The 25,520-nt window shown below is 42.8% G+C and carries 26 protein-coding genes; 14 read left to right on the top strand and 12 right to left on the bottom strand.

The genetic code is table 11. The features are described from left to right. Window positions 1-20 precede the first annotated feature (20 nt). The 3 genes from L0B18_RS04785 (at window position 21) to L0B18_RS04775 (ending at window position 3,275) form a co-directional block, all read left to right on the top strand. Entirely contained in the window at window positions 21-2,069 is a 2,049-nt protein-coding gene (locus L0B18_RS04785) for a copper-translocating P-type ATPase (protein WP_234568371.1), read from the top strand. 72 nt (window positions 2,070-2,141) lie between these two features. After that, window positions 2,142-2,645 (top strand): DUF411 domain-containing protein, encoded by a 504-nt coding sequence (locus L0B18_RS04780; RefSeq protein ID WP_234568369.1) that lies wholly within the window; start codon window positions 2,142-2,144, stop codon window positions 2,643-2,645. A 96-nt stretch (window positions 2,646-2,741) separates the two neighbouring features. Continuing rightward, the gene (locus L0B18_RS04775; protein WP_234568366.1) at window positions 2,742-3,275 is read left to right on the top strand and encodes a DUF305 domain-containing protein; all 534 of its coding nucleotides are present in this window, start codon (window positions 2,742-2,744) and stop codon (window positions 3,273-3,275) included. A 55-nt stretch (window positions 3,276-3,330) separates the two neighbouring features. Here L0B18_RS04775 and L0B18_RS04770 read toward each other — a convergent pair whose 3' ends face one another. Continuing rightward, entirely contained in the window at window positions 3,331-3,993 is a 663-nt protein-coding gene (locus tag L0B18_RS04770) for a hypothetical protein (protein ID WP_234568364.1), read from the bottom strand. Window positions 3,994-4,151: 158 nt separating this feature from the next. Here L0B18_RS04770 and L0B18_RS04765 point away from each other — a divergent pair, with 158 nt between their 5' ends. Beyond that, window positions 4,152-4,538, top strand: a complete 387-nt coding sequence (locus tag L0B18_RS04765) for a DUF302 domain-containing protein (RefSeq protein ID WP_234568362.1) — start codon at window positions 4,152-4,154, stop codon at window positions 4,536-4,538. A 140-nt stretch (window positions 4,539-4,678) separates the two neighbouring features. Here L0B18_RS04765 and L0B18_RS04760 read toward each other — a convergent pair whose 3' ends face one another. From L0B18_RS04760 to L0B18_RS04735, 6 genes are all read right to left on the bottom strand, one after another. Further along, the gene (locus tag L0B18_RS04760; RefSeq protein WP_234568360.1) at window positions 4,679-5,578 is read right to left on the bottom strand and encodes a cation diffusion facilitator family transporter; all 900 of its coding nucleotides are present in this window, start codon (window positions 5,576-5,578) and stop codon (window positions 4,679-4,681) included. A gap of 67 nt (window positions 5,579-5,645) precedes the next feature. Further along, window positions 5,646-8,756 (bottom strand): efflux RND transporter permease subunit, encoded by a 3,111-nt coding sequence (locus L0B18_RS04755; RefSeq protein WP_234568358.1) that lies wholly within the window; start codon window positions 8,754-8,756, stop codon window positions 5,646-5,648. Window positions 8,757-8,874: 118 nt separating this feature from the next. Continuing rightward, window positions 8,875-10,116 (bottom strand): efflux RND transporter periplasmic adaptor subunit, encoded by a 1,242-nt coding sequence (locus L0B18_RS04750; protein ID WP_234568356.1) that lies wholly within the window; start codon window positions 10,114-10,116, stop codon window positions 8,875-8,877. Window positions 10,117-10,142: 26 nt separating this feature from the next. Further along, window positions 10,143-11,516, bottom strand: coding sequence for a TolC family protein (locus L0B18_RS04745; protein WP_234568352.1), 1,374 nt, complete (start codon window positions 11,514-11,516; stop codon window positions 10,143-10,145). 123 nt (window positions 11,517-11,639) lie between these two features. Next, window positions 11,640-11,807, bottom strand: a complete 168-nt coding sequence (locus L0B18_RS04740; protein WP_234568351.1) for a hypothetical protein — start codon at window positions 11,805-11,807, stop codon at window positions 11,640-11,642. Continuing rightward, window positions 11,804-12,070, bottom strand: a complete 267-nt coding sequence (locus L0B18_RS04735; protein ID WP_234568349.1) for a hypothetical protein — start codon at window positions 12,068-12,070, stop codon at window positions 11,804-11,806. Before L0B18_RS04735 ends, L0B18_RS04740 begins: the two co-directional genes overlap by 4 nt. A 493-nt stretch (window positions 12,071-12,563) precedes the next feature. Between L0B18_RS04735 and L0B18_RS04730 the strand changes: the two genes are divergently transcribed. From L0B18_RS04730 to L0B18_RS04715, 4 genes are all read left to right on the top strand, one after another. Then, complete coding sequence (locus tag L0B18_RS04730) at window positions 12,564-13,220, top strand: CDGSH iron-sulfur domain-containing protein (protein ID WP_234568347.1); 657 nt, start codon at window positions 12,564-12,566, stop codon at window positions 13,218-13,220. A 129-nt stretch (window positions 13,221-13,349) separates the two neighbouring features. After that, window positions 13,350-13,724 carry a DUF423 domain-containing protein gene (locus L0B18_RS04725; RefSeq protein ID WP_234568345.1) on the top strand — a complete coding sequence of 125 codons (375 nt, stop codon included), beginning with the start codon at window positions 13,350-13,352 and terminating at the stop codon, window positions 13,722-13,724. A 386-nt stretch (window positions 13,725-14,110) separates the two neighbouring features. After that, window positions 14,111-15,721, top strand: coding sequence for a hypothetical protein (locus L0B18_RS04720; RefSeq protein WP_234568343.1), 1,611 nt, complete (start codon window positions 14,111-14,113; stop codon window positions 15,719-15,721). A 194-nt stretch (window positions 15,722-15,915) separates the two neighbouring features. Further along, the gene (locus tag L0B18_RS04715; protein ID WP_234568341.1) at window positions 15,916-16,953 is read left to right on the top strand and encodes an AI-2E family transporter; all 1,038 of its coding nucleotides are present in this window, start codon (window positions 15,916-15,918) and stop codon (window positions 16,951-16,953) included. A 63-nt stretch (window positions 16,954-17,016) separates the two neighbouring features. On the opposite strand, the gene L0B18_RS04710 is transcribed toward L0B18_RS04715, so the two are convergent. From L0B18_RS04710 to L0B18_RS04695, 4 genes are all read right to left on the bottom strand, one after another. Then, window positions 17,017-17,202, bottom strand: coding sequence for a CsbD family protein (locus L0B18_RS04710; RefSeq protein ID WP_234568339.1), 186 nt, complete (start codon window positions 17,200-17,202; stop codon window positions 17,017-17,019). Window positions 17,203-17,291: 89 nt separating this feature from the next. Then, window positions 17,292-18,422 carry an AI-2E family transporter gene (locus L0B18_RS04705; protein ID WP_234568337.1) on the bottom strand — a complete coding sequence of 377 codons (1,131 nt, stop codon included), beginning with the start codon at window positions 18,420-18,422 and terminating at the stop codon, window positions 17,292-17,294. A gap of 25 nt (window positions 18,423-18,447) precedes the next feature. Continuing rightward, window positions 18,448-18,687 (bottom strand): DUF7218 family protein, encoded by a 240-nt coding sequence (locus tag L0B18_RS04700; RefSeq protein WP_234568335.1) that lies wholly within the window; start codon window positions 18,685-18,687, stop codon window positions 18,448-18,450. Window positions 18,688-18,783: 96 nt separating this feature from the next. Continuing rightward, window positions 18,784-19,308: a DUF421 domain-containing protein gene (locus tag L0B18_RS04695; RefSeq protein ID WP_234568333.1), complete on the bottom strand. Its 525-nt coding sequence runs from the start codon at window positions 19,306-19,308 to the stop codon at window positions 18,784-18,786. 155 nt (window positions 19,309-19,463) lie between these two features. Here L0B18_RS04695 and L0B18_RS04690 point away from each other — a divergent pair, with 155 nt between their 5' ends. Continuing rightward, window positions 19,464-19,814, top strand: a complete 351-nt coding sequence (locus tag L0B18_RS04690) for a four-helix bundle copper-binding protein (protein WP_234568332.1) — start codon at window positions 19,464-19,466, stop codon at window positions 19,812-19,814. On the opposite strand, the gene L0B18_RS04685 is transcribed toward L0B18_RS04690, so the two are convergent. Then, window positions 19,815-20,210, bottom strand: a complete 396-nt coding sequence (locus L0B18_RS04685; RefSeq protein ID WP_234568330.1) for a DoxX family protein — start codon at window positions 20,208-20,210, stop codon at window positions 19,815-19,817. A 150-nt stretch (window positions 20,211-20,360) separates the two neighbouring features. On the opposite strand from L0B18_RS04685, the gene L0B18_RS04680 reads away from it, so the two are divergent. From L0B18_RS04680 to L0B18_RS04660, 5 genes are all read left to right on the top strand, one after another. Continuing rightward, on the top strand, window positions 20,361-20,951 hold the full coding sequence (locus L0B18_RS04680) for a DedA family protein (protein WP_234568328.1): 591 nt from the start codon (window positions 20,361-20,363) through the stop codon (window positions 20,949-20,951). 131 nt (window positions 20,952-21,082) lie between these two features. Next, on the top strand, window positions 21,083-21,268 hold the full coding sequence (locus L0B18_RS04675; protein WP_234568325.1) for a CsbD family protein: 186 nt from the start codon (window positions 21,083-21,085) through the stop codon (window positions 21,266-21,268). 204 nt (window positions 21,269-21,472) lie between these two features. Next, window positions 21,473-22,384: a non-homologous end-joining DNA ligase gene (gene ligD, locus L0B18_RS04670; RefSeq protein ID WP_234568323.1), complete on the top strand. Its 912-nt coding sequence runs from the start codon at window positions 21,473-21,475 to the stop codon at window positions 22,382-22,384. After that, window positions 22,381-22,764 carry a DoxX family protein gene (locus L0B18_RS04665; RefSeq protein WP_234568322.1) on the top strand — a complete coding sequence of 128 codons (384 nt, stop codon included), beginning with the start codon at window positions 22,381-22,383 and terminating at the stop codon, window positions 22,762-22,764. Before ligD ends, L0B18_RS04665 begins: the two co-directional genes overlap by 4 nt. Before the next feature lie 122 nt (window positions 22,765-22,886). Beyond that, window positions 22,887-25,511 carry a carbohydrate binding domain-containing protein gene (locus tag L0B18_RS04660; RefSeq protein ID WP_234568320.1) on the top strand — a complete coding sequence of 875 codons (2,625 nt, stop codon included), beginning with the start codon at window positions 22,887-22,889 and terminating at the stop codon, window positions 25,509-25,511. Window positions 25,512-25,520 lie beyond the last annotated feature (9 nt).

The raw sequence follows: 25,520 nt of genomic DNA, 5'->3' as shown, positions 1-25,520 counted from the left end.
ATACCAAATAAATAAACACCATGAATCACGAAGATCATCATCACGATAAACATCAGCATAATCATAATAATCATGACGGTCATCAGCATAAAGAACACGAGGGGCATAAACATCATGACCACCGGGCGCACCATAAAATGATGGTAGAGGATTTTAAATTCCGGTTTTGGTGGGTTTTGGCACTTACCGTTCCTATTCTTGCTCTCTCCCCCATGATCCAGGAATTTCTGGGCGTGGACTGGCAGTTTACCGGTGATTCCTGGATTCTTGCCGCTTTCTCAACGGTGGTCTATTTCTTTGGCGGCTGGCCATTTTTAAAAGGCTTGATGGATGAAATCAAAGACAAACAACCCGGAATGATGACACTCATTGGCCTGGCGATCACCGTTGCCTATGTATACAGTACGGCCGTGGTTTTTGGGTTTGATGGTCACTTACTCTACTGGGAACTTTCCACCTTGGTTGGAATTATGCTGCTGGGCCATTGGGTGGAGATGCGATCTGTTTTGAGCGCCTCAGCTGCCCTTGAAGAACTGGCAGAACTTTTACCGGGAGAAGCACACCGTGTTAATCAGGACGGATCTACCGAAGATGTGCCGCTGGAAGAGATTCAAAAAGGTGACAAAGTTCTCATCAAACCGGGCGAGAAAGTTCCGGCAGATGGCATTGTAGTGAAAGGCGAATCCAGTGTGAATGAAGCGATGTTAACCGGCGAATCGAAACCGGTCAATAAATCCAAAGATGATGAGGTGATCGGGGGAGCCGTGAATGGAAAAGGATCGCTGACCATCGAGATCAAGAAAACGGGCGATGAATCGTTTCTCTCGCAAGTTGTAGATCTTGTAAGGCAGGCACAGGAAAGTAAATCCAAAACTCAGGATCTTGCGAATCAAGCCGCTTTTTGGCTAACCATTACTGCCATTTCCGCCGGAGTATTAACCTTTTCCGGATGGGCATTTTTTACCGGTCAGGATATCAGTTTCATCATGAACCGAACGGTTACGGTGATGGTAATCACGTGTCCGCACGCCCTTGGACTGGCTATTCCGCTGGTTGTTTCTGTCTCCACGAGTTTGGCCGCAACCAATGGATTTTTGATTCGAAATCGTGCCGCATTTGAACAAGCACGAAATCTCCAGGCTGTCATTTTTGATAAAACGGGAACCCTTACGGAAGGAACTTTTTCCGTCACAGATATTCTGAATTTCAACGATCAATTTTCTGATGATGAACTTTTAACCTACGCCGCTTCCCTTGAAACCAATTCAGAACATCCCATCGCCAAAGGCATTCTGGAAAAAGCTGAAAAAACGTTGGATGTGGAGAAATTTAATTCCATCACCGGAAAGGGAATTGAAGGCGTTGTAGACGGGAAGAATGTGAAGGTGGTTAGTCCCGGATATATTCGTGAACAAGAAATCGATTACCCAAAAGGTGAAGTGGAAGAGATTTCATCACAAGGAAAAACGGTTGTATTTATTTTGATGGATGATGAACTCTGCGGAGCCATCGCTTTGGGTGATAAAATCCGGGAATCTTCACGAAATGCCATCAAAACACTGCATGAAATGGGGCTTGAATGTGTAATGCTGACCGGCGATAACAAACAAACCGCGGAATATGTGGCGAAGGAGTTGGATATCGATCAGGTTTTCGCAGAAGTTTTGCCCGATGAAAAAGCCGATAAAGTGAAAGAGGTTCAGGGTCAGGGAAAACGAGTGGCTATGACGGGTGACGGTGTGAATGATGCCCCCGCCCTTGCACAAGCTGATGTTGGAATTGCCATTGGCGCCGGTTCTGACGTAGCCGTTGAAACGGGTGATATTGTGTTGGTGAAGAATAATCCGGAGGATGTCGTTAATCTCATCAAACTTTCGGAAGCTACCTACAGCAAGATGATTCAAAACCTGATCTGGGCCACGGGTTATAATGTGATTACCATTCCGCTTGCAGCAGGTGTTTTATACAGCTGGGGGATTATTTTAAGCCCGGCCGTTGGTGCCGTTCTGATGTCGTTAAGTACCGTTATCGTTGCGATCAATGCACGTTTCCTTAAACTGAAAAAATAATGGAGTAACCATTTAAGCTATTTATCCATTACCTTCTGGTTACATTTTGAATAAATCAAACCATCTTTATCAATGAGCAATAAAGTATTTTATTCCCTGGTAGCAGTATTTATCATCGCAAGTACCGTGTTTTGGATCTACATGTTCCAGGATAATTCATCATCCGCTCCATTCCCAAATAGCCAAACTGCAGATGTAGATATGGAAGGCGTTACGCTAACCATGTATCATAGTCCCACCTGCGGTTGTTGCGTAAACTGGGCAAAATACCTGGAAGATCATGGAGTTGAAGTCATCACAGAGGAAACCATGAATGTTTACAGCGTAAAAGAAGAGCATGGCGTACCCAATCAACTCAGCTCGTGCCACACAGCCGTGGTGGACGGTTACGTTGTGGAAGGCCATGTGCCTGTGGAAGACATTCAACGACTTTTAGCAGAGCGGCCAGATGTGACCGGAATTGCCGTTCCCGGCATGCCGCAAAACTCTCCGGGAATGGATATGCCATCCGACGAAACCTATCAATCTGTTCTTTTTGACGGCGAAACTGTAACGGTTTATAACACGCATAATTAGCTGTTATAACCTGATATCGGAACATTGCGGTCTTGTTCTCCTTTAAAGAATTGAATTCTGATAATTTCAATTCAGTAATCAAAAAGACTATCAAAAATGGAGAATAACAAGGGAAACAGTTACGGTAAATTTTTTGCAATGATTGTTACGGCGATGATTGCAATGTACCTCTTAATGTATACCAACTCTTATCAAATCTTAGACCATGCATGGTTCAGTGAAGAACGCCTGTTTATGACGATGGTAATGGGCGGATCCATGATGATCATCATGCTGGCATTTATGCTTCAAATGTATAAAAGCAGTAAAATGAATATCGCCATATTTGTTGGCGGAGCACTGCTTCTGATGGGCTCCATCTGGTTATCACGAAGCCAGGCCACCATTGATGACACGGATTATATGGAGGGCATGATTCCGCATCATTCCATTGCAATTCTGACCAGTGAACGAGCCGGTATTGAAGATCTAAGAGTTCAAAAACTGGCCAAACAAATTATGGATGCTCAGCGAAAAGAGATCAAAGAGATGGAATGGCTGATTAAGGATATCAGAGAAAACGGAATTGCTGAGACGCAGGCAGAAGCAGAGTCAAGACCGGTACCGAAATTTGCTCCAACACCGGAATAAGTATAGAAAATATTCATCTACATCTCGTAAGGGCAATTCATGAATTGCCCCCGCTTCAGACTACATCCCAAACGGGGACGCCCAGAAATTCTGAAAGTTTTTGGGCGTCCTCCTGCATTTGAACTGGATTTCCGTGATCCACTACATTCATCCGGGAGCCATCTCGCAGAATCAGGTTGAGTTCATAACTCACGTAGCTTTTATTATCACTCCGTACCAATTCGGGTATAATTTGAAGGGCATAGATATTGCTTATTCTGCTGCTGTCATCTTCATCACCTTCAGCTAGGTATCGGGTTGGCGCTTTCCAATCTTTCCAGTACATGCCTTTCGTTTTATCGAAAACAACCGGTTTTGCAAAACTGTAAAACATCCAGCCACCGGCTACCATAAAAATCGCTCCGAACAGTACGATGAATAAAAATCCCGATCCGAAAATCCCGCCGAATACCTGACTATTATTGATCCGGAATATCACCGGAACGGCAAGACCAGCCATAAAAAAGATCAGGCTAAAAATCTTGGCACCCCATGTTGCTTTGAATTCCATTCGTGTGTAATCAACAGGGACAAGTTTATGAGTTTGAAAATTGGATCCGCCGCCCTTTAACGGACTCCATTCCGTTTTCATCGCTACATCGTCATTAAATTTTGCCGGATCAAAAGAAGGCGAGTTCCGGGTGGCTTTTTTCAAAATAGCTTTGATCTTCTTCAGCATATATCAATCATTTAAAACGGGTTTGAGTAAAATGATTTCTTGATGATTTATAATCGTAAACAATACTATAGATTGGAAATAACGATTTACTAAAATCATATTCTGATCATAAATGTTATTATTTTATAAAAAGTTATTTCAATTAAAACAGGAGATATATGAGTTACTACGTATCCACAACATTTAAAGGATCATTTGATGAAGCGATCGCTAAAACGACTGAAGAACTCAAGAAAGAAGGCTTTGGCGTGCTGACAGAAATTGATGTGAAAGAAACACTCAAGAAGAAGCTGGATGTTGATTTCAAAAAGTACAAAATACTGGGTGCCTGCAATCCTGGTTTTGCACACAAAGCTCTTCAGGCAGAGGATAAAATCGGGACCATGTTACCCTGCAACGTCATTGTGGAAGAGCATGATGATGGTACCGTGGAGATTTCTGCAGTAAATCCGATTGCGTCTATGCAGGCGGTAGAGAACTCAAACCTGGGAAACATTGCCGGTGAGGTGAAGTCTAAATTGGAGAAGGTTATTCAAGCAATTTGACCGAAAAGTCATCGGCTGAGTGAACCGCCTTGTGTTTACGTTCAAAACAGAATACTCATCCGATGACTCAACCCCGTTGCCGAAATATTCATTGCGATCTGTAAGGGCAATTCATGAATTGCCCTTACTCTTGATAAAAATCATTCATCCATCAAACTATCCTTCAAATCCGAAACCTCTATTTGAATCGTAGAATGATGGATCTTGAAATGATCTTTCAGCTCTTCTTTTAGTTCTTTCAGGAAATCATCCGAACTATCACAATTTAAAATAATGTGAACGGATAGGGCATTCTCGGTCGTACTCATCGCCCAGATATGCAGATCATGGATGGATTCGATCTTTTCATGATTTTGGAAAAACTGTTCCACTTCTTCGTAATCAATATCTTTTGGAACGGCATCCAACGCAAGATTAATAGAATCGATAAATAATCCCCATGTACCGTAAACAATGACAATCAAAATCAAAAAACTGGCTGCGGGATCAATCCACATGGCGCCGGTCATATTAATCAGTAAACCGGAAACGACCACACCTAAAGAAACTCCGGCGTCTGCTGCCATATGCAGAAACGCTCCTTTGATATTCAGATCCTCTTTTTGGCCTTTCATAAAGAGAAGAGCCGTTGCGGTGTTAATCACAATTCCGATTCCGGCTACGATCATCATCTTGGTTCCGGCCACTTCAACCGGTTCCAATAGTTTTTGATACGCTTCCCAGCCAATCACTCCGGCAGCTCCAAACAGAAGCAGCGCATTTAGGATAGACACTAAAATGGTACTTCTTCTCAGCCCATAGGTAAACTTCTTTGCAGGACGTTTTTGTGCAACCGCCATCGCAAACCAGGCAAAAATCAGGCTGAATACATCACTTATATTGTGACCGGCATCAGCTAAAAGTGCTGACGAATCGATCATCAATCCGTACGCAACCTCAACAATTACATAGGCTACATTCAGGCCAATCCCAATCGCAAATGCTTTTCCGTACGTTTGCGCATGAGAATGATCGTGTGAATGGGAATGATTATGTGCCATAGCACCTCATGATTTTATGTATCATTTAAATATATGTCTTTTTGAATGATCTGACAGATTTCAATGATTATTTGATTGTCTCGACATGCTCAACCGGCTCAGCAAACCATGTATAAATAGTTGGCAAAACTACCAGCGTTAACAGCGTTGATGTCACCAATCCTCCCACAACAACAGCCGCAAGTGGTCGCTGTACGTTTGAGCCGATATCATTTGCAAGGAGCAGGGGAATGAGTCCGAGGCCGGTCGTCAGGGCCGTCATTAACACGGGACGCAGACGTAGCAGAGCGGCCTGAACCACCGCTTTATGCGTTTCAAAACCTTCTTCTCTGAGCTGATTGATGTACGACACCAAGACAACCCCGTTTAAAACGGCAATCCCAAAAATGGCGATAAACCCAACGGCTGCCGGTACGGACAAATACAGACCGGATATCCAAAGAGCAAAAATGCCTCCGATCGTTGCGAAGGGAATATTCAGAAAGATGAGAACCGCATATCTCCAGCTTCCAAAAGTGGAAAAAAGCATAAAGAAAATGAGTCCGAGTGTAATCGGAACCACGAGATAAAGACGACTCATCGCCCGCTGTTGATTTTCAAACTGCCCGCCATATTCGGTAAAATAACCCGGTGGCAGCTCCACCTGATCAGCCACTTTTTGCTGAATTTCATTAACGACACTTCCCATATCTCGTCCCCGAACATTCAGCTGAACATAGGTTCTGCGATGGGCTTTATTCCGGGAAATTTGTTTTGGCCCGATAAACACGTCCACATCTGCAATTTGAGACAACGGAACCAACGCTCCGTCAGCCGTACGAATCGGCAACTCTTCGATCTGATTAATCTGCTTCCGCTGATCTTGATGCAGGCGAAGAAAAATATCAAACCGACGGATTCCCTCGAATACTTGTCCTTCTTCAGAACCGCCAATTCCTGTTTCTACGGTGCTTAGAAAATCATCCATGCTGATCCCAAGACGCGCTAATTGCCCTCGATCGGGTCGGACCAAAATCTGCGGCTTTCCTCCCTGTTGTTGAGCTCTGACATCTACCGCTCCTTCCACTTTCTGGGCTATCTCCTGAATTTCTCTAGCTTTTTCAGATAAGACGTCCAGGTCATCACCATATAAACTGACCACCACCTGGGCCCGAACGCCACTCAGCAATTCATCGGTCCGCAACTGAATAGGCTGGGAAAAGTTCGATGAAACGCCGGGCAGATCTTCTGACAGTTTTTCCGCCATTGCGGTTTGAAGTTCTTCATAATCACGGCCCCACTTCCATTCATCGAGCGGTTTTAAATTGACTACATTAAAAACGACATTTACCGGCTCGGGATCACCGCCAACTTCTGCCCGCCCTACTCGCGAATAAACACCTTCAACCTCAGGAAAAGTTCGCATCGCCTTCTGTATGCGATTGGCATATTCCGTTGTCGTGGGCAAATTGGCACCGGGCGGAAGCACCGACCGAACAGCAAACGTCCCTTCACGAAGTGTCGGCTGAAATTCGGTTCCCAAAAAAGGAAAAACAGCCATACTTACAGCGAACAAAAACAATGCAGCACCAAAAACCATTTTGGGATAATGAGACAGTTTCTCGATCCATGGCTCGGTGTGGGCTTTTATATTTCGTACCAACCAAGGCTCTTTATCCATCTCTTGTTGCGGCAAAATATAACTGGAAATAATTGGGATATATGTGACTGCCAGAAAGATCGCACCGATCAACGCAAACGTAATAGTGTAGGCCAGCGGTTTGAACATTTTGCCCTCCACTCCCTCCAAAGAAAACAACGGCAGAAATACGATGATGATAATACTTGTAGCGAAAAAAACCGGACGAATCACCTCGCGTGCTGCTTCACTTACAATTCTGGTCAGAGGTACATTTCTTTCTTTTCGTTTTTCCAATAATCTGTAGGTATTCTCTACAATGACAGTGGCACTATCGCCAATCATCCCGATGCTGATGGCCAATCCTCCGAGGCTCATCAGGTTTGCCGAAATTCCGAGAAATTTCATTCCGATGAATGCGATCAAAAATGCAATGGGAACAGTAGAAATGATGATCAATGTGGACCGGATATCACCCATAAAAAAGTAAAGCACAACCAGAACCAGTATAGCTCCGATGATCAAAGCATTTGTCACCGTTCCGACCGCTTTTTCAACCAATTCTGCCTGCGAGTAGAATGTTTCCATGATCATTCCCTCCGGCAGTGACTTATTGATGGCGTCAACTTTTTGATCCACCTCTGCCAACAGATCCTGCGTATTTTCGCCAATCAGTTTGAGTACAAATCCCCCGACTCCCTCCTGTTGATTTGCAACTAACGTTCCCCGTTTAATTTCGGACCCAAACTCTATATCAGCCACATCCTTCACATAAACGGGTGTGCCCTCACGGTTTGCAACGATGATATTTCCGATGTCAGCAATCCCTTGTTCATCCGGCTGAATCCAGCCATAGCCGCGAACCAAATACTCTTCCCCGCCACGTTCGAGAAATGAAGCTCCAACATTCCGGTTGTTTTGATTCAGGGCTCGTTGAAGATCACCGAGCGTTAATCCGCGAGACACTAGTGCATTCACGTCTGCATTGACCTGGAACTGGCGTACATCTCCCCCGATGGAAAGCACTCCGGTTACACCCGGAACGGTTCGCAGTTGAGGTTTTACGATCCAGTCCTGGGCGGTTCGAAGGTCCATTAACGAATGATTGAATCCTTCACGGTTTTTCAGTTCGTACATCATGACTGTTCCCAATCCGGTGGTAATAGGGCCAAGTTGCGGATCTCCCAATCCGTCGGGAATTTCACTTCTCACCTGTGATAATCGCTCATTTACTAATCGGCGGGCGAAGTAAATATCCGTCCCCTCCTCAAAATAAATATTTACTCTCGACAGGCCGAAAATCGACGTACTTTGAACCCGGTCGAGTTGTGGTAATCCGTACATCGAAATCTCAATGGGATAACTAATTTGTGTCTCTACATCAACCGGAGAAAGTCCCGGACTGGATGTAAAAACCTGTACCATTGGGGGTGATACGTCCGGAAATGAATCAACAGGAACATCCCGAAACGAAAAATATCCATACAGCGCAATGGCTGCGACCAAAACCAAAATCGTAATACGGTTTTTTAAAACCCGTTCAATAATTTGTTCAAGCATCGTTTAAAATTTTTATCAATTAAAAATGGATCATTGCGAGCAGAGCGAAGCAATCTGATATTCCAAAAGAAGAGATTGCTTGGTTTACTAAAGCCCCATCTGCAATGACGTTTTTATATCAATGGCTATGTGAAGCACTTCGGCTACCCGCCGTTAAAGCTGATTTAAGATCGAATGCACCGGCTACCACAACTTCACTTCCCGGTGCGAGGCCGGCCAGAACTTCCACATACCCTGCATTTTCATTGCCAAGCGTTACCTGTACCGAACGAAAACTTCCCTCTTCATCTCCGGGCACAAAGACGTGATTCTCGCCATTCATCTGCTGAATGGCATCCACCGGAATGATGGTGGTTTTTTGTTCACGATTCGTATGAATTCGTACTGTGCCAAACATGCCTGCTCTTAACTCTCCATTCGAATTGTTGACTTTTGCTCTCGCCGGCATGGTTCGGGTTTCTTCTTCGAGACCATAGGAGATCCAGTTAAGAGTTCCTTCAAATGATTTTTTGGGAATACTTCGTACCGTCAGTTCGATGGACTGATCGGTTTCCAGGAATGAAATGTCTTGCTCATACGCGTCAATCATCACCCACACTTCTGACAGATCAGCTACATGAATGGGCGTTTCATCTGGCGTAACGGTTTGGCCGGGAGAGAGTTCACGATGTTGAATGGTCCCGCTTAAAGGGCTGCTCAGATAGAAATAAGAAAGCGGTGTTTCGTTTCCGGCTTTAATATTTTCGATCGATTGTTCAGAGAGACCATACAATCGCAACGCTTCAGAAATGGCATTGAGGTCGGCCTGGGCCTGTTCATATTCCAGCTCAGCCTGAAGCAACTCGGCCTGACTCGAAATCTCCTGATTATACAGATTTTGTTCCCGGCCGTAATGAGCTTCTTCTTTTTTCAAAGCCGCTTTCAGCCGAATATAATCGGCTTTGATTTTCCCCAGCTCTACGCTACTCATTTGCACAATGGGCTCGCCTTCCTCAACATACTCGCCCAGATCTTTCAGAACGCAGACCACTTTTGCCTCAATTCGCGGACCTACTTTGGCAATTCGGTCGAGATCATACGTTACAGTCGCGGGTCGTTCAATCACAGATCGGGTACTTCCTGAACGAAGTGTATCAACCACTATATTTAATCCTGCAAGTTGCTGATTTGTGAGATGCACTTCCTGAGTGTGTTCTTCATCTGCTTCAGAATGTTCTTCGATATCTTGTTGGGGCAATTCATGAATTGCCCTTCCATCCTGATTCTCTATCTGATTTGGCTCACTTTCTGAGCCGCATCCGCCAAGGAAAATCCCGGTGCAAAGAGCGATCCAGATTGTGAGTAATTTTATCGTTTTCATAGTGTTGATTATTCGTTTCATAAAAATCATTCGGTGGGAGAAATTTCATTGAGAGGTTGGCCGATTAGCCGTTCGACATCCGCTACAGCCCGGTGGTAATCCGCAAGAGCTTCGATATAACTGGTGCGGCTTGAAAAGAGAGTTCGTTGGGCATCCAATACATCCAACAAATCAAATTTCCCCTCGCGATAGCCTGTTTGCGCGGCTTCATAAGCTTTTTCCGCGCCGGGGAGGACATTCTTTTTCAATTGATTTACTTCGTACCACGCGGCCTCTAATGTCTGGTAACTTTCCTGAAGCGCCCGGACCACTTCCGTTTCTTTCGATTCGCGCTGAGCTTCCGCCTTGTTCAGATTATATCGGGCTGCTTTTACATTCCCTTGGTTGCGATCAAAAAATGGAAGCGGAATCGATATACCTACAATCGCGGCTCCGGCATTTACATCTTCAACCCGTTTGTAACCTCCACTAATCTTCAGGTCAGGTAAACCTTTTGCCCGCTCCAAAGAAAGAGATGCTTCCCGTTGCTGAATTTCCGTTGCCCATCTTGCAACGTCCGGGTTCTGGTTGATCAACCCGAGCAGAAATTCATACCCCGGAATCTCCTGATCCGGTTCGTTTAAAATCCCGTCCAGAGTTTTAAATGCCGGCGACTGACTATTCCAGAAGGATGCCAAATTGCCAAATGCAGCTTCCATCCTGGTTCGCATTTTTTCAGTTTGGATACGAGCCTGAGACAATTCAACTTCTGCCTTCGTTTGCTCCAAGCCTGAGACTTTTCCAGCTTCTACTTGCGACGAAACCGTCTCTGCAAACTGCTGCGAAACTTCCAGCAAATCCTGCTGTTGTTGAAATTGCTGCATCGCTTCCAGTGCTGTGATGTACGCTTTGGTCACTTCAAAAAGCACATTCAGGCGTTGGATTTCATAGTCCCATCCAGCCAATTTCTGATTGAGTCCGGCCACGCGCTTACGTTTCATCCGGTCGGCACCCAACAGTATTTTCTGGCTCAGACGGATGGTGGTTTCCCTCGACTTCATTCCTTCAAAAGGACCCGTTCCGCCAAAATTTTCCATTTCGGCTTCAACTTCCGGATTGGGTAACAGTGAAGACTGAATTCGCTCCGCTTCTTTCACCCGAATTTGCCAGGCAAAACTTTCCAATTGTGGATTTTCAAGAAGAGCCTTGGCAAGGGCTTCTTCATAACTCAGTGTATCTCCAACCTGAATGGTTTCGATCTGAGGTACAGAGTTTAGATTCAATATCGCCGGATTCTTCCCGACAGTTTCAATACGTTCGTTGCTTGCAGATGGCGGTTCAATCACCCTCTGTTCGCTGGCACATCCGGACGCTAAAAAAAGTAAACCGGCAGCCAGCATCAGTTTTATAGATGTTGACATATAGGTATTTCAGCCGTTTTAGGCGGTTTTGATTGGCTGAGCAATACACGATCTGCACATTCTTTCCGCAGAGATCGCACGTTTTTACTCAGAGTGAATTAGGAAAAGAGTGGCTGGAACGACCTAATTCAGAAGTACAACGGTTTGCCGATTAGCAGTCTCCTGATCTTCTATATCAGGTGGAATAAAGGTGTGTTTTTGTATAAACCGTGAGGTTGCAGTGATTTCACTTCTCAGATAAATAGCTTGGTGAAGATCTGTAACAACTCTTTTCTGATTAAACCGATTCACAGGTCATCTTTGGAGCATAAAAGCGTAACGGGCACATCTTTGTGTGAATCTTCCTCCTGATGAAAAACGGAATCTTTGTGTTCATGACTCTCTTGTTCATGAACCTCATTAGCAGAGCTCATCCCGATTCCTAAATCAACGGTTGACTCCACATTCACATCTCCATTTTCTTCAAAACAATACACCAAATTTTCTGCAAAAGTATGAATACTGAGTGCATGCAGATTGAGCACGATCAGCAAAAGGTATGCGATCGGTTTCATCAGAAATGTTGATATATTTTTCTTTCGAATCAAGATTTATAAGGTAAGCATTCAGGAATGCGGGATGCAAATGTTGGTTGAACGGATGCTACTCCGCACATTATGAATGGATTTTTATACCTGTTTATTGTGAAGAATCTCATTCTCAGAGATTCTCTTTAACAATGAGATTCCTCGGTCGCTTCGCTCCCTCTGAGTGACAAACCTTTTCTAAACCGGACCAAATGCCAGCATTGCATCCGCTACTTTTTTGAACCGGCTATGTTCGCTCCTTTCACATAATCGATGTTTTTAACCTTCTTTTCTCCCGGATTATGGTTTTTTACCTGCTCCATAGCCTCATCAATCATGTACACAGATATTTACATGATTTATTTTGCGTTGATTTGTAAAATGTAGTTGCAACCAGAAAAACTAATTCAGGAATGTTTACTGGAAAGTTCTGATTGACCTTCAAAAGAATCACAACTATAAAACTTAAATCTCTTCTGTTATGAAGGATCGAATTTATTCCTATGAAAATGACGACATTAAAATTACCTGGAACCTCAAAAGATGCATCCATGCAGAGGAGTGTGTTCACGGTTTGAGTGATGTGTTTAATCCCAATCAGAAGCCATGGATTCAACCTGAAAAGAGAACGGCTAACGAAATTGCCGATGTAATTGAACGATGCCCGACCGGTGCCCTGCATTATGAAATTAAAAAAGGAGATCGGTCGGAATCCGCTTCATCAAAAAATCGAATTAAACTCCAGGAAAATGGTCCGGTTTATTTCTTTGGAGATCTGGAAGTTCAGGATGCTGAGGGAAATACGGTTCTTCAGGATACCCGTTTCGCAATGTGCCGTTGTGGAGGATCAGATAATAAACCGGCCTGCGATAACTCTCATAAAAAGCTGGAATGGAAGGCAAATGTTGATGCCGACACTTCAGATATGGATGAAGCACTTGAAGAGAACCAAGACAAACTTTTAATCAAACTAATGAAAAATGGTCCGGTTCTATTGGAAGGAACCTATACGTTGGAATCCTCCAAAATTGGAGAGATAACATCTTCAAAAGGAATTGCACTTTGCAGATGCGGAGGTTCATCGAATAAACCCTTTTGTGATGGAACACATAAGAACATCGGTTTTACTGCTGACTAAATTTATTCCAAAACTCTGATTTATAGAACCTTGCCAGGCTTTGCTGTGTTTTCTTTTCCTGTCTTTCATAAATTATGATGATCTTAACCTCGTTTGACAATTCATACTTCCGACACAATTAGAACTACCATGTTTTCCCCAAAAAACTTCCTGAAAATCGGTGCATTATTAATGGCTCTCGCTGTAGCTTTCGGCGCATTTGGCGCTCACATTGTCGAGGGCTTTCTCACTCCGGACCGTTTTGACGTTTACCGAACTGCCGTTCAATACCATTTTTATCACGCTCTTGGACTATTGATTATTGGAGCAGCCGGTTTTCATATCCAGAACAAATGGATGAAATGGAGCGGCTACTCGCTCATCGCAGGTACGCTCATTTTTTCCGGCAGCCTTTATCTGCTAACCCTATTGGATATTGGATGGCTGGGCGCTATTACTCCGATTGGCGGTGTGGCTTTTATTCTTGGTTGGATTTTTCTTTTTGTTGGTGTGACAAAAAATTAGAGAGATACGGTTAACGTGTGTGAGTTTCGATATGTGATCTGATTTCTACTTCTGAAATTGTTCGCATCCTGACGCCTTAAAATCGGGCATCAGTCAGGAGCCGGTGTCCAGATTTTTCCCCGTAAAACTACGGCAGATTTTTGGGAGACTTGCTATTACAGATAGATAAGATTGGAACGTTTTCCCGCCTTTCCATGTGTATATAAATGAATAGAACGAAAATCAAGACTCAGAAAAATCATCAGAAGAAATAAAGCACTTCTTCCAAATTTTTTATTACTATGGAAGTTACAATCAACCGATCCCGGTTTGTCTTTGCGGCATTTTAAGAACCGATTTTTCAGACCTGTTGCAAAGAATGATATTCAATTAGTGAATAAGCATTGATGAACAAAGAGAATTCAAAACGAAAAATTTTAAGGATCGGCCTGATTGTCCTTGTAATCATTTTTGTGGTGCTTACAGGGATCCAGCTTTTCTTGAGCTTCTACCTGGACAGTTATGTTGAGAAACGACTCAAAACTGCCGTTTCTGAGCAAACCCTTGGACAATACCAACTTGAGATGAGCGCTCTTGATCTGAGAGTTTGGGGAAAAGAGTTTCAGATTGACAGCCTTCGGCTGAGTCCGACAGACACAGCATCTACAGCTCCGCGTATCCAGATGGATCAACTTTCCATTTCCGGCATACAGTTTCTGCCATACCTCTTTGGGGGAAATATTTATACAGGCCAGGTTCGGTTTTCCAAACCTGTGGTTACCCTCACAAAAAATAGTCCGGATTCCCTGAATTTTCTTCAATCCTCAGACAGATCGTCATCCTCATCCAATAAAAATCCGCCGGATATTGAAGTGGATCGGTTTGAAATCAATGAAGGGGTTTTTGCTCTTCTGAATCAGGAACAAAGCGACAGCCTCGGCGAACTTCACGATTTTAATCTTGAAATCCTGAACATTCGTGTGGATTCCACCACCCTGGCCAAACCACCCTTTTTCAACTTTAGTGCGATCCAAACCCGATCTGGTAAGATTCGATATGAAATGAGTGATTTTTATGCCATGGAAAGCAACGGAATTGATTTTTCAACATCCGAAGGGGCCTTCTCCGTCGACTCGCTAAAGTTGCTTCCACAGTATCCAAAGTATGAGTTTGCCCAACACAAAGGCCATCAATTAGACCGAATCACTTTAACGGTTGAACGACTTCTGCTTGAGAATACTGATATTGAGAAACTCAATTTCGGGGAAATTGACGCTAAAAAATTTACGATTCAAAATGCTGATCTTGAAGTATTTCACGCAAAAATGATGCCTCCGGGGCCGAAAAGTAACAAGACATACCCTCATATAGCTTTCAAAAATCTGCCGTTTCCCATAACGATAGATACACTTGCCATTCATCAGGCGGATATTCGTTATACAGAACACCTCGCAGAAGTATCCCGACCGGGCACCGTTTCATTTTTAAATACCAATGCAACCTTTACCGATGTAACCAACGATTCAACCGTCATCAGCCGGGAGCACACCATTGTTCTGGATGTAACATCCGAAGTGATGGGCGAAGCAACGCTGGATGCCCATTTTGAATTTCCCATGCACCTTGATGGAAGCCACATGACTCGGGGAACATTACAAAGTATGCAGGCAGAGGATCTCAATCCTATCCTTGAACCGGTTGGATTAGTCCGTGCAAGCAGGGGAACCCTCCATTCTCTTCAATTCCTGATGGATTTGGGGGATGACGAAGCCACAGGTTGGGTGCAACTTATTTACAGTGATTTGAGAATACAGGTTCTTAATTCTGACGATGTAGATGACGGAGGAAGAAACCGGCTAAAAACCTTTCTCGCCAACATTTTAAAAATCAAAGGAAGTAATAACGAAGTGCCCTACCGCAGAGGGGAAGTTTCTTTTGAACGAGATGAACAAAAATCCATATTCAGTTATTGGTGGAAATCCCTTTCAACCGGATTAAAAGAGAGTGTGGGGATCTAACGAGAGTAATCGACAGCCTGTAAAACAGCTTGTTTTGCATATTACAGGTCCGCGAAACAGGAATTATACAGGAACATAACTCTATAAAAATCATATAAATATAGTTGCCAATACATTCTAAAAAGGAGAACACTATCACGACGCCACACACCACAGATGATTATCCTCTTGTAGTAAGAGTTTTAATTCGGTTAATGCTCACTTTTCTGATTATAGCTGCCCTCATTTTCACCAAAACCCTGCTCGTTCCACTGGGATTCGCCGTGCTTTTAGCTTATCTCCTGTATCCTGCAGCAGACAAGCTTGAAGATAAAGGAGTGCCACGGATAGCAACGAATTTTATCATCATACTCGGCACGGCAGCTTTTGTGGCCGGAACGGTATATGGAATGGCTGTTTTAATAACCACCTTCACGGGTGATCTTCCTGAAATACATGAACAATTCCGACGAAATATAGACCGGGTTCAAGGAACAATAAGCAGTTGGATTGGAGTGCCGGAGAGTCAGCAGGATAGCATGATCAACAGTGCCCTGGGGAATACCGGGCAATTTTTCAAAACCCTTTTTACGGCTACGGCAAACTCAATTTTAGCAATCGGCCTCATCCCGGTTTACACATTTCTACTGCTTTTCTACAGAGATAAGTTCAAAAAATTTCTACGGCTTTTGGTACCGGCTGATGAAGAGAGCATTGCAGAAAATATTATTACCCAGGCATCGGAAGTTGTTCCAAAATATATGAAGGGGCTTTTTGTGGTTTGTTTCATATTGATGGCTCTTAACTCTCTTGGGTTTTATTTGATCGGGGTGAAATATGCCATTCTTTTTGGAATTCTTGCCGCCATTTTCAATTTGATTCCATACCTGGGAACTGTACTTGGCTACGGACTGGCGTTTATTTTTGTGCTGGCCACTCAATCCCCAAGTACTGCTGTGGCTGTACTTATACAATTCTTTATTGTTCAGTTTATCGAAAACAATATTCTTACCCCTAACATTACGGGTTCTTATGTGAAAATCAATCCACTCGTTACAATATTCTCTTTAATTGCCGGAGGAATGATCTGGGGGTTACCGGGCATGTTTATGGTAATTCCCTACCTCGCCATGATGAAAATTGTCTGCGAAAATATTGAAAGCCTTAAACCCATTGGATATCTGCTGGGAACGCGTGGTACAGAACGGCATACTATCCATTTTAACTTTTTCCAGTCAAGTAGCGACAAATAAAAAAGCCCCGATTGTTTTATCAACCGGGGCTATCCTCACTCAGCTTTAACTGCTGCTGCTCTCTTAAATATCTCGCAGGATATCTTTCACTTCTTTTTTGGTCTTTCCAAGCTTTTGCTGGAGATGACCAATTAACTGATCTTCCTGGCCTTCTTCATACGCCAGATCATTATCAGTTAATACAGCATATTGCTCTTTTAGCTTGCCTTTTATTTCGTTCCAGTTCCCTTTTAATTCTAAATCATTCATAATGATAGTCGCTTTATTGGTAATTCTATTGTCTCGTCAAATACTATTTATATATAGTTTCTAAACACAAAAATGTTCCATTCTTACATTTAGACGATGGTTTTCCCTTTATATTCGATATCTACTTCCCGATCCATAGAATCTCCCAAAATCTCTTCTATGTACACTCTTTGTATGAGTATCATCAGGCAGGCAACCAACGGCATCGCTACAAATACACCTATAAAACCAATCAGATAATACAACAGGAATTGAATTGTAATAATGAGAACAGGCGGTACATTTATCGCTTCTCTGTGAATCATGGGAGTTATAAAATATCCCTCAACACTTTGAATAAAGATGTAAAATATGCCCACATAAAGAACCATTGTTGGGCTTTGTGTTAACGCTACTAAAAGTGTGGGTATGCCCGCTAAAATTGGTCCGAGATTGGGGATAAAAGTCATGAGTGCTGTAAAAATTCCAAGAACCAGGGAATAGGGCATTCCCAACAACCACAAACCCAGGGTGGTTATGATTCCCAAAATCAACATAGACACCAATTGACCCACCAGCCACCACTGGATAGTCAATGCCGTTTCGTCCATAATGTTTGTAACCAGCAAGCGCTTATCGGTGGGGAAAAGTCTCAAAAACCCGCTTGTATATACTTCGGGCTCCGCAGCAATATAGATAGCAATTACAATAACCAACACGGTACTTGCAATGGCTCCCGCAGTTACGGTAAACAGATCCAATACTCCCTGAGTCATGTCGTTATCTTCTCCGGCAGTACCCTGTTCATTTTCAAGAAAGTCTTTGGGATTGGGATTCTCCCGTGCGATCTCCTTTCCCCATTCGTATTGCCAAAGCTTTTGCTTGATTTTATTCCACTCTTCGGGAGCCTGATCATACATCATCTCCGCCTGTTGATAGATTTTTGGTACAAGCAAATATCCCGATCCAATAAACAAGCCAAACAAAAACACGACAACCACTGCCAGCGAAAGCGTTGTTGGCATCCCGGTATAATCACTAATTATATCCCGGAGGCTTCTAAAAACAATGCCCAGCAAAACCCCTAAAAAAACAAGAAGTAAAATATTTACGGCGTACCCTACAAAAAGTACCAGAAGGGTAATCGTAGCTGCCACCACTACGGAAATCAGTACTTTCTTTATAAATGAGTATGTTGAATTTTCTTCGGAATCTGATTCCGGGTTGGTCTTATCGACCATTTAACAAAATATTTAAACGTTATTTTTAATGATTTCGGAGGGCCTCGATCAGTTCTTCCTTATTCATATCTGATCTCCCTTCAATCCCTACTTCCTGCGCCTTTTTGTAGAGTTCCTCTTTGGTCCACTTTTCATATTTTTTTTGTTTACCACCTTTTTTTGATGCGTTTTCAGAGTTGGCAATTCGGGCAGCTTTCTCTTTGCTCATTCCCTGGTCTCTCAATTCTTCGTACTGTTCTTCGTTCTTGATTCGATTATCTGGCATATCTTTTTCTCCTTGTTTCTCTTTCATCTCTTACTTTATAAAGGCAATTCTTGCCTAAAATGTTTCCTTCTTTCTGATCTTCAGAAACCAGTCTTTTTATTTTCGCACATCATCCAGAAGTCCCATTTCTAATTCATGTGCTTCATCATTGTGATGTAAAACTGAAATATCGCCCGTAGTCTCCATCACAACTGCTTTTATCTGGTTGAATTGGGTGACATTTGCCTCACGCAGTTTTCCGAGCAGATCATTTCGTGTAACCTTTGCTTTTCTCATATTCCCTTCAAGCATCCGTGTGCCCTTCATCAGCAAAATGGGTTTATTATCAACTACATTTCTTACCAGTGATGTTTCCCGAAAACCGGCAATGGTAATTTGAATGATAAAAAGGGTGCCCATAGCTGCAATCGACTGAAAGAGAGGCGGATTTTTTGTGAGCACGGTAGAAGCAATTAACGAACCGATAGCCACCGTTACAGCAAAATCGAAGCTCGACATTTTTGAAAACGTTCTGACACCGGCAATTCTCGTGAATAGAATGAGTGCAAAGTAAATTCCGAAAGTTGATATAACAACCATGATGACAGAACTAAATGTGGTAACAATCCAGGATGAATCCATTGATTTTTGATTTGATTAACAGGTAACGTTCTCGAATTATTCTAATCCAATTTGATTAAATCTGTTTCGTCTTTGTCTTCCTGAAAAAGGAACAATCTAAATTTCAGCGTGTTGAAATGAGTAATAAAAATCATCAAGCCTTAACTCTACCTCCCATGAATAATTATGAAGAGATTATAAGCGCATTAAGTGAATGTATAACTGCCTGTGAAACATGTTTCGCAGCTTGCCTGGAAGAAGATCATGTTGAAGAAATGACCGAGTGTATAAAGCTAGACAGAGACTGTGCTGAAATGTGCAGGCTTGCCGTTCAGTTTCTCTCACGCGATTCGGATATTTCGCAATCCATCATCGGGCTTTGCGCAGATATTTGCGCAAAGTGTGCCGAAGAATGTGAAAAACATGATCACGATCACTGCCAAAAATGTGCTGAAGCCTGCCGAAACTGCGAAGAAATCTGCAAAATATATCTCGACAATGTCAGGCAAGCGGCCATGAACACTTAATTACCCAAGGCTCCACGGCACATTCCCAACAGATGCATACAGATACCAGATCATAAATGCTGCACCTGCAAGACTGAGATCTTTCAGGAAGTGAATCATTTCGTTCTGGCGGTCCATCGGATCCTCGGCATTCCAGAAATCATGCATCATAATTGCGGAGGGTATTAAGAAAATAATGAGAAGCCAGGCACCGATATTCACCCAAAAACCCAAAAGAATACTCAGTCCGCCGAGTAGTATCATCACTCCGCTGATAAATACAGCTGCTTTCGGCATAGGCACATTTTTACTGCCGGCATATTGAGCCATCTGGGCCGTATTGGTAATGTGGCCAATCCCTGAATTAATGAAAATTATTGAGAACAAAATTCGGGCAAGAAGAATTAAAAGTCCCATCTCTTTTTATTTTTTTAGTGAATCTTTCGCTTTACTCTCTCTTTTAAGAAAGTTTCGATGTTCGAGTACTGTTGAGGGAACAATCCTAATATTTTAGCCGTTCATTCATCACATACCATCTATTCATTCTTTTTTATTCGTTAAACTTCTATGTTAGACTGGATTAAAACCGTCATTCAAAGTATCGGGTATCCCGGCATTGCTTTTTTGATGATTGTCGAGAATATTTTTCCGCCAATTCCATCTGAAATTATTATGCCGTTTGCAGGTTTTGTTACAGAACAGGGCGAACTCAATTTTTATGGCGTTGTGGCTGCCGGCACCTTCGGTTCCGTAGTGGGCACACTTCCCTTCTATTATCTGGGGCATAAAATCGGCGAAGACCGGCTCAAGCGATGGGCTGACAAACACGGCAAGTGGCTCATGCTTTCCTCAAGTGATATAGAACGGGCTCAAGGCTGGTTTGATCGCCATGATGCTGCCGCCGTTTTCTTCTGCCGTTTGATACCCGGAATTCGTACACTCATATCGGTTCCTGCAGGAATCAAGAAAATGAATCTTGGATATTTTCTGATTCTCTCTGTCAGCGGCACATTAATCTGGGTTGGATTATTAACGTATCTCGGGAGCATACTTGGACAAAACTATGACAAAGTCAGCGAATATCTCGACCCTGTAAGTTATGCTGTATTTGGTTTCATAATCCTCTCCTACATCATCCATATCATCAGGCATAAATAATTTTACGCTGTTCACATATTTTTTTCAGCCCGGAAACTTTTCTCTCCTGCGGTGGTCTAAAATAACAGGAAACCAAACAGTTGATGTACATTGATTTCCTGAATTCTATCATGACTTAAAAAAGGAGACTTATGAATAAGCTAAGCATCAAAGGTAACTGGAATGAAAAGAAAGGAAAATTGAAACAGCAGTTCTCAAAACTTACTGATGACGACCTTCTTTTTATTGAAGGTAAAGAGGAGGAACTGGTAGGACGTATCCAAAAACGCCTCGGTAAATCCAAAGAAGAAGTTCAGGAACTGATCCGCAAAGCCTGATTTTTTAACAAATCAAGAGGTTTTATCTTCGCGATCCCATTTCCTGATGTAGCTGATGGAGAAGATAAACATAGAGCCCCGGCATTGTGATATCTGATTACGAGCCGGGGCTTTTTTAATTCTTCGTTTAAAAAAGAAGAGAGATTGGATACAGACTCCGAAATATAAAACCGAATAATATTCACCAGGAAAAGTTTAAAAACTATGAAAATTGAATCCCCCAGTGTGAAAGTTAAGAACAGAGGCAAAGTTTTCTTTCCTGTGGAAAAAATTACTAAAGGAGATTTAATCGACTATTATGAGAAAATTGCCGATTTATTTCTTCCCTTTTTGAAAAACAGGCCACTTTCCCTGAACCGGTTTCCGGATGGAATTACTGCCGAAGGTTTTTATCAAAAACAGGTACCGGATTATTTCCCGGACTGGATGGATACGGTTGAAATAGAAAAGAAGGAAGGAGACACGAACACACAAATCGTTTGTAATAATACAGCAACACTGATTTACCTGGCAAACCAGGGAACCGTAAGTTTTCATCCATGGCTGTCCACAACTCACGATCTTCAGAAGCCCGACAAACTTGTGTTTGACCTCGATCCACCCCAGGGTAATTTTGAAATTGTAATAAAAGGAGCGAAAAATCTTCGCACACTCCTGGATGAAAAATTGGGTTTAAACGCTTTTTTGATGACCACAGGTTCAAAAGGGTTGCATGTGGCGTGTCCCATCAAACCGGAAAATAAGTTTGAATACGTCCGGGATTTCGCCAAACAAGTAGCTAATTTTCTGGCAGAAAAAGATCCGGACACTTTTACTGTGGAAACCAGGAAAGATCAAAGAAAAGGAAGGCTTTTTATTGATTACTTGCGAAACGCCTACGCTCAGACATCCATTCCTCCATATTCTGTCCGGGCAAGAGAGGGTGCCCCGGTTGCCACTCCGCTTGGATGGGATGAGCTAGACAAAGACGGCCTCCACTCACAAACATATACAATTAAGAATATATTTAGACGATTAAGCCATAAAGACGATCCCTGGAATTCGTTTAATGAGAAGGCCACAAAACTTGAAAACAGTATCGAAAAACTCAGAAAAGTTGTGGAGGATACTCAATGATTTTTAATACCGAACCTGTTTTTGATTTCGCGCTCCTTGCCCTGAGAATTGTAGTTGCCATCATTTTTTTCTCCAGCGGAAAAAGTCATTTCATGCAGCCGGAGGAAAGAAGCAAATCGATTGGAATGTCCAAAACCTCAACACTTGTTTTGGGTATTGTTGAAATGGTCGGAGCGGTTTCCATAGCTTTGGGGATTTATATCCAAATTGGAGCTCTACTTCTAATTGGAGTGATGCTCGGCGCCATCTCAAAAAAGATTTTCTCCTGGAACATCGGGTTTTACAGCGATGAAGGGTTCGGGTGGCATTATGACCTGATCCTGCTTTGTGCAAACCTGGTTTTCCTGACGATAAGTGGAAAATATGTGATCGTTGGCTGATAAATACAAAATACATTCGTAATTAAGACCTGCACCTGACGTTGGCAGTATTCCTTTCTCTTCATTTCAGATATAGGTAATATTCAGTATGAAATCTTTGACTAATCGTACTGAACTATTCTATGAAAAAGTGTAGCTGGCTCCTGTTTTCTGGAGCAATCCTGTTTTCCGGTGCATCATCTCTTTTTGCTCAATCCCAACATGGCATTCATCTTTTCAGCAAACTTAATTATTACACTTCTGAATCGAACGTAATCATTGTTTCTATTCTTTCTGAAGAGAAAAATCATGATGCATATAAAGTGGTTTTAAATGATAAAACTTCTCAACCTATAACGACTATTCAACTGGATTCCTCACGCACACTTGTTTCTATTCCAATTGAAAATTTTGAGATCGGCCGGAATCAAATACAGGCCAATATTTTCTCTGGTGAAGAATTGATTGACGAACGAATTATCGAATTTGAATACCTGGAACCCGTCTCCAATGAAGTAAAAATTGATCAAGAAACAGGCGGACTGATTGTGGATGGATTGCCATTCTTCCCATTTGGATTTTACCTCGGCAGGGTCGGTGAAATTCCTGAGCGTGAGGTTGTCAATGGATTCAATACAATCGGTCCTTACCAGGGGAACCTCCCGGAAGGACTTGAGGAACGCAAAGCCTATATGGATCGTGCAGCTGAATTGGGAATCAAAGTGCAATATGGGCTTAACTCCCTCATCGGAACCCGGCACAACAGCACGGAAGGCCCGGGAATGTCCGAAGAAGAAGTTTGGGAATTGCTGAAAAGCGAAGTTCTGGCATTTAGAAATCATCCCGCGCTTTTATCATGGTATATTAATGACGAACCTGATGGCCAGGGGCGTCCGCCGGAACTGCTTGAAAAGGCTTATGATTTCATCCATGAACTGGATCCGTATCATCCCATCTCTATTGTATTTATGCTGCCATCCAAAATTGGTGAATTTCGAAATACGATGGATATCGCCATGACTGATCCATATCCCATCCCCAACAGCAGTGTAGATATTCAAAGCTATGTGAAAGAGATTGGAGATGTTCTGAAGTATGAAAAATCAGTTTGGCTGGTCCCACAGGCTTTTGGCGGACAAGAGATGTGGAATAGGGAACCCACTGCCAGTGAAATTCGGGTAATGACTTATTTAGGGATTATCAATAACGTGAAAGGCATTCAATACTTTATTCGCTCGTTCAACAACCTTAATCCGCAAGCCGTATCTGCGTGGTCGGAAACCAGTAACATGGCTGTTGAAGTCACACAAATGACTCCCTTTCTTCTTTCAGCCGAGCCTTCGTATTGGCTGGAGACCGGCGATCCGGATATCTTCGTTCGATCATTTTCTCACAACGGAGAGAAACTGCTGGTTGCAGTGAATAAATCCAATACCCCAAAAAATTACTCGATTCAGTTAAGAGAACCCATTCCTCCCGGCTACAGGATTGATGCCTGGTTTGAAAATCGCAGATTAGAATTTGAAGGAAATGTGCTCGAAGATATCATTGATGGGTTTGGTACACGAGTGTACAGAATCCGGAAAGAAGATCAGAATTCCACTAAAATGAATTCCGGAAATATTGTCTACAATCCAAGTTTTGAAATTGTTGCAAGCCCCGGGTTGTCAGCGGGACACAATCTTACCTTTACTTCGTATGAAGATGCCGATCACGGAGGCACCGTTTTTGCAGATTCCCGCCAAAGTGTGGACGGCTTGTTCAGTATGCGGATGATTACACCGACAGATCAGGCCGGCAAGAAAGTCCGTTTTATCCCGAACATCCTCATCAAAGGAAATTCATACAATGTATCTATTTGGGCGAAGGCAAAACAACAAGCGAATATGCCGAACTTTCGGATCGTCATCAATGCCGCCAACCAAGAAGAAACCTTTCAACTAACTTCTGAATGGAAACTGTATTCATTTGCATTTACTGCCGATTCAACCAGTACAAATGCTATCGTGGAACTTGATATGCCAAACCAGGGAACGGCTTGGTTCGACCTGTTCCAGATTTCTCCTGACCCTGTTATTGATTACGTCATTAATGACGATCAAACCGCCACCGTCACGATTTCAACATCCACACCGACTGCAGATGTCAGGTATTCATCAATGAACAGTTCGTCTGAAGGAAAGGCACTGGATTATAACCAACCATTTGTTATTAAAAGAGCCGCCACTATTAACGCTATGTTGTTTGAAGACGGACAAAAAATTATCGAGAGTAAAAAATTCATTCCTGTAAATTCAGCTTTAGGAAAGCCGGTTCATTTTGAGACGCCTTACAATTCCAAGTATACCGCACAGGGTGATTCAAGCCTTACCAATGGGGTAATGGGATCCACCTCTTTCCGGGATGGAAACTGGCTGGGCTACCTGGACGATGAAGTTACTTTTACCGTAGATATGCAAGAAATAGCCGATGTAAACTCTGTTATGTTGAATTTTCTCTGTGATCCGAACAGCGGCATATTCATCCCCGATGAAGTTAAAGTTTATACTTCTCTTGATGGAGACAGTTATACATTATCCGGTGAAAGAAAAAACAATGCCATTTCAAAACGGGGTGAACCTTATCTGGTTCCATTTGAGGTAGAACTTGAGCCTGCAAAAGCACGATTTATAAAATTCACTGTTTCTACATTTGGCGAAATTCCTGACGGATACCTGTTTACCGGAACCCATTCCTGGATGTTTATGGATGAGGTTTTAGTTGAATAATATATTCCC

Source organism: Rhodohalobacter sp. 614A (assembly GCF_021462415.1).
In the GTDB taxonomy this organism is placed as follows: domain Bacteria; phylum Bacteroidota; class Rhodothermia; order Balneolales; family Balneolaceae; genus Rhodohalobacter.
This window is presented reverse-complemented; position numbering and strand designations above follow the sequence as displayed.

Bases quoted from the DNA above. Each gene is read 5' to 3' on its own strand.
- L0B18_RS04780 (WP_234568369.1), top strand. From the start codon at position 2,142: ATGAGCAATAAAGTATTTTATTCCCTGGTAGCAGTATTTATCATCGCA.
- L0B18_RS04665 (WP_234568322.1), top strand. From the start codon at position 22,381: ATGATTTTTAATACCGAACCTGTTTTTGATTTCGCGCTCCTTGCCCTG.
- L0B18_RS04770 (WP_234568364.1), bottom strand. From the start codon at position 3,993: ATGCTGAAGAAGATCAAAGCTATTTTGAAAAAAGCCACCCGGAACTCG.
- L0B18_RS04680 (WP_234568328.1), top strand. From the start codon at position 20,361: ATGTTAGACTGGATTAAAACCGTCATTCAAAGTATCGGGTATCCCGGC.
- L0B18_RS04705 (WP_234568337.1), bottom strand. From the start codon at position 18,422: ATGGTCGATAAGACCAACCCGGAATCAGATTCCGAAGAAAATTCAACA.
- L0B18_RS04775 (WP_234568366.1), top strand. From the start codon at position 2,742: ATGGAGAATAACAAGGGAAACAGTTACGGTAAATTTTTTGCAATGATT.
- L0B18_RS04685 (WP_234568330.1), bottom strand. From the start codon at position 20,210: ATGGGACTTTTAATTCTTCTTGCCCGAATTTTGTTCTCAATAATTTTC.
- L0B18_RS04720 (WP_234568343.1), top strand. From the start codon at position 14,111: ATGAACAAAGAGAATTCAAAACGAAAAATTTTAAGGATCGGCCTGATT.
- L0B18_RS04730 (WP_234568347.1), top strand. From the start codon at position 12,564: ATGAAGGATCGAATTTATTCCTATGAAAATGACGACATTAAAATTACC.
- L0B18_RS04660 (WP_234568320.1), top strand. From the start codon at position 22,887: ATGAAAAAGTGTAGCTGGCTCCTGTTTTCTGGAGCAATCCTGTTTTCC.
- L0B18_RS04695 (WP_234568333.1), bottom strand. From the start codon at position 19,308: ATGGATTCATCCTGGATTGTTACCACATTTAGTTCTGTCATCATGGTT.
- L0B18_RS04785 (WP_234568371.1), top strand. From the start codon at position 21: ATGAATCACGAAGATCATCATCACGATAAACATCAGCATAATCATAAT.
- L0B18_RS04715 (WP_234568341.1), top strand. From the start codon at position 15,916: ATGCTCACTTTTCTGATTATAGCTGCCCTCATTTTCACCAAAACCCTG.
- L0B18_RS04725 (WP_234568345.1), top strand. From the start codon at position 13,350: ATGTTTTCCCCAAAAAACTTCCTGAAAATCGGTGCATTATTAATGGCT.
- L0B18_RS04765 (WP_234568362.1), top strand. From the start codon at position 4,152: ATGAGTTACTACGTATCCACAACATTTAAAGGATCATTTGATGAAGCG.
- L0B18_RS04755 (WP_234568358.1), bottom strand. From the start codon at position 8,756: ATGCTTGAACAAATTATTGAACGGGTTTTAAAAAACCGTATTACGATT.
- L0B18_RS04710 (WP_234568339.1), bottom strand. From the start codon at position 17,202: ATGAATGATTTAGAATTAAAAGGGAACTGGAACGAAATAAAAGGCAAG.
- L0B18_RS04760 (WP_234568360.1), bottom strand. From the start codon at position 5,578: ATGGCACATAATCATTCCCATTCACACGATCATTCTCATGCGCAAACG.
- L0B18_RS04700 (WP_234568335.1), bottom strand. From the start codon at position 18,687: ATGCCAGATAATCGAATCAAGAACGAAGAACAGTACGAAGAATTGAGA.
- L0B18_RS04750 (WP_234568356.1), bottom strand. From the start codon at position 10,116: ATGAAAACGATAAAATTACTCACAATCTGGATCGCTCTTTGCACCGGG.
- L0B18_RS04745 (WP_234568352.1), bottom strand. From the start codon at position 11,516: ATGTCAACATCTATAAAACTGATGCTGGCTGCCGGTTTACTTTTTTTA.
- L0B18_RS04675 (WP_234568325.1), top strand. From the start codon at position 21,083: ATGAATAAGCTAAGCATCAAAGGTAACTGGAATGAAAAGAAAGGAAAA.
- L0B18_RS04690 (WP_234568332.1), top strand. From the start codon at position 19,464: ATGAATAATTATGAAGAGATTATAAGCGCATTAAGTGAATGTATAACT.
- ligD (WP_234568323.1), top strand. From the start codon at position 21,473: ATGAAAATTGAATCCCCCAGTGTGAAAGTTAAGAACAGAGGCAAAGTT.
- L0B18_RS04735 (WP_234568349.1), bottom strand. From the start codon at position 12,070: ATGAAACCGATCGCATACCTTTTGCTGATCGTGCTCAATCTGCATGCA.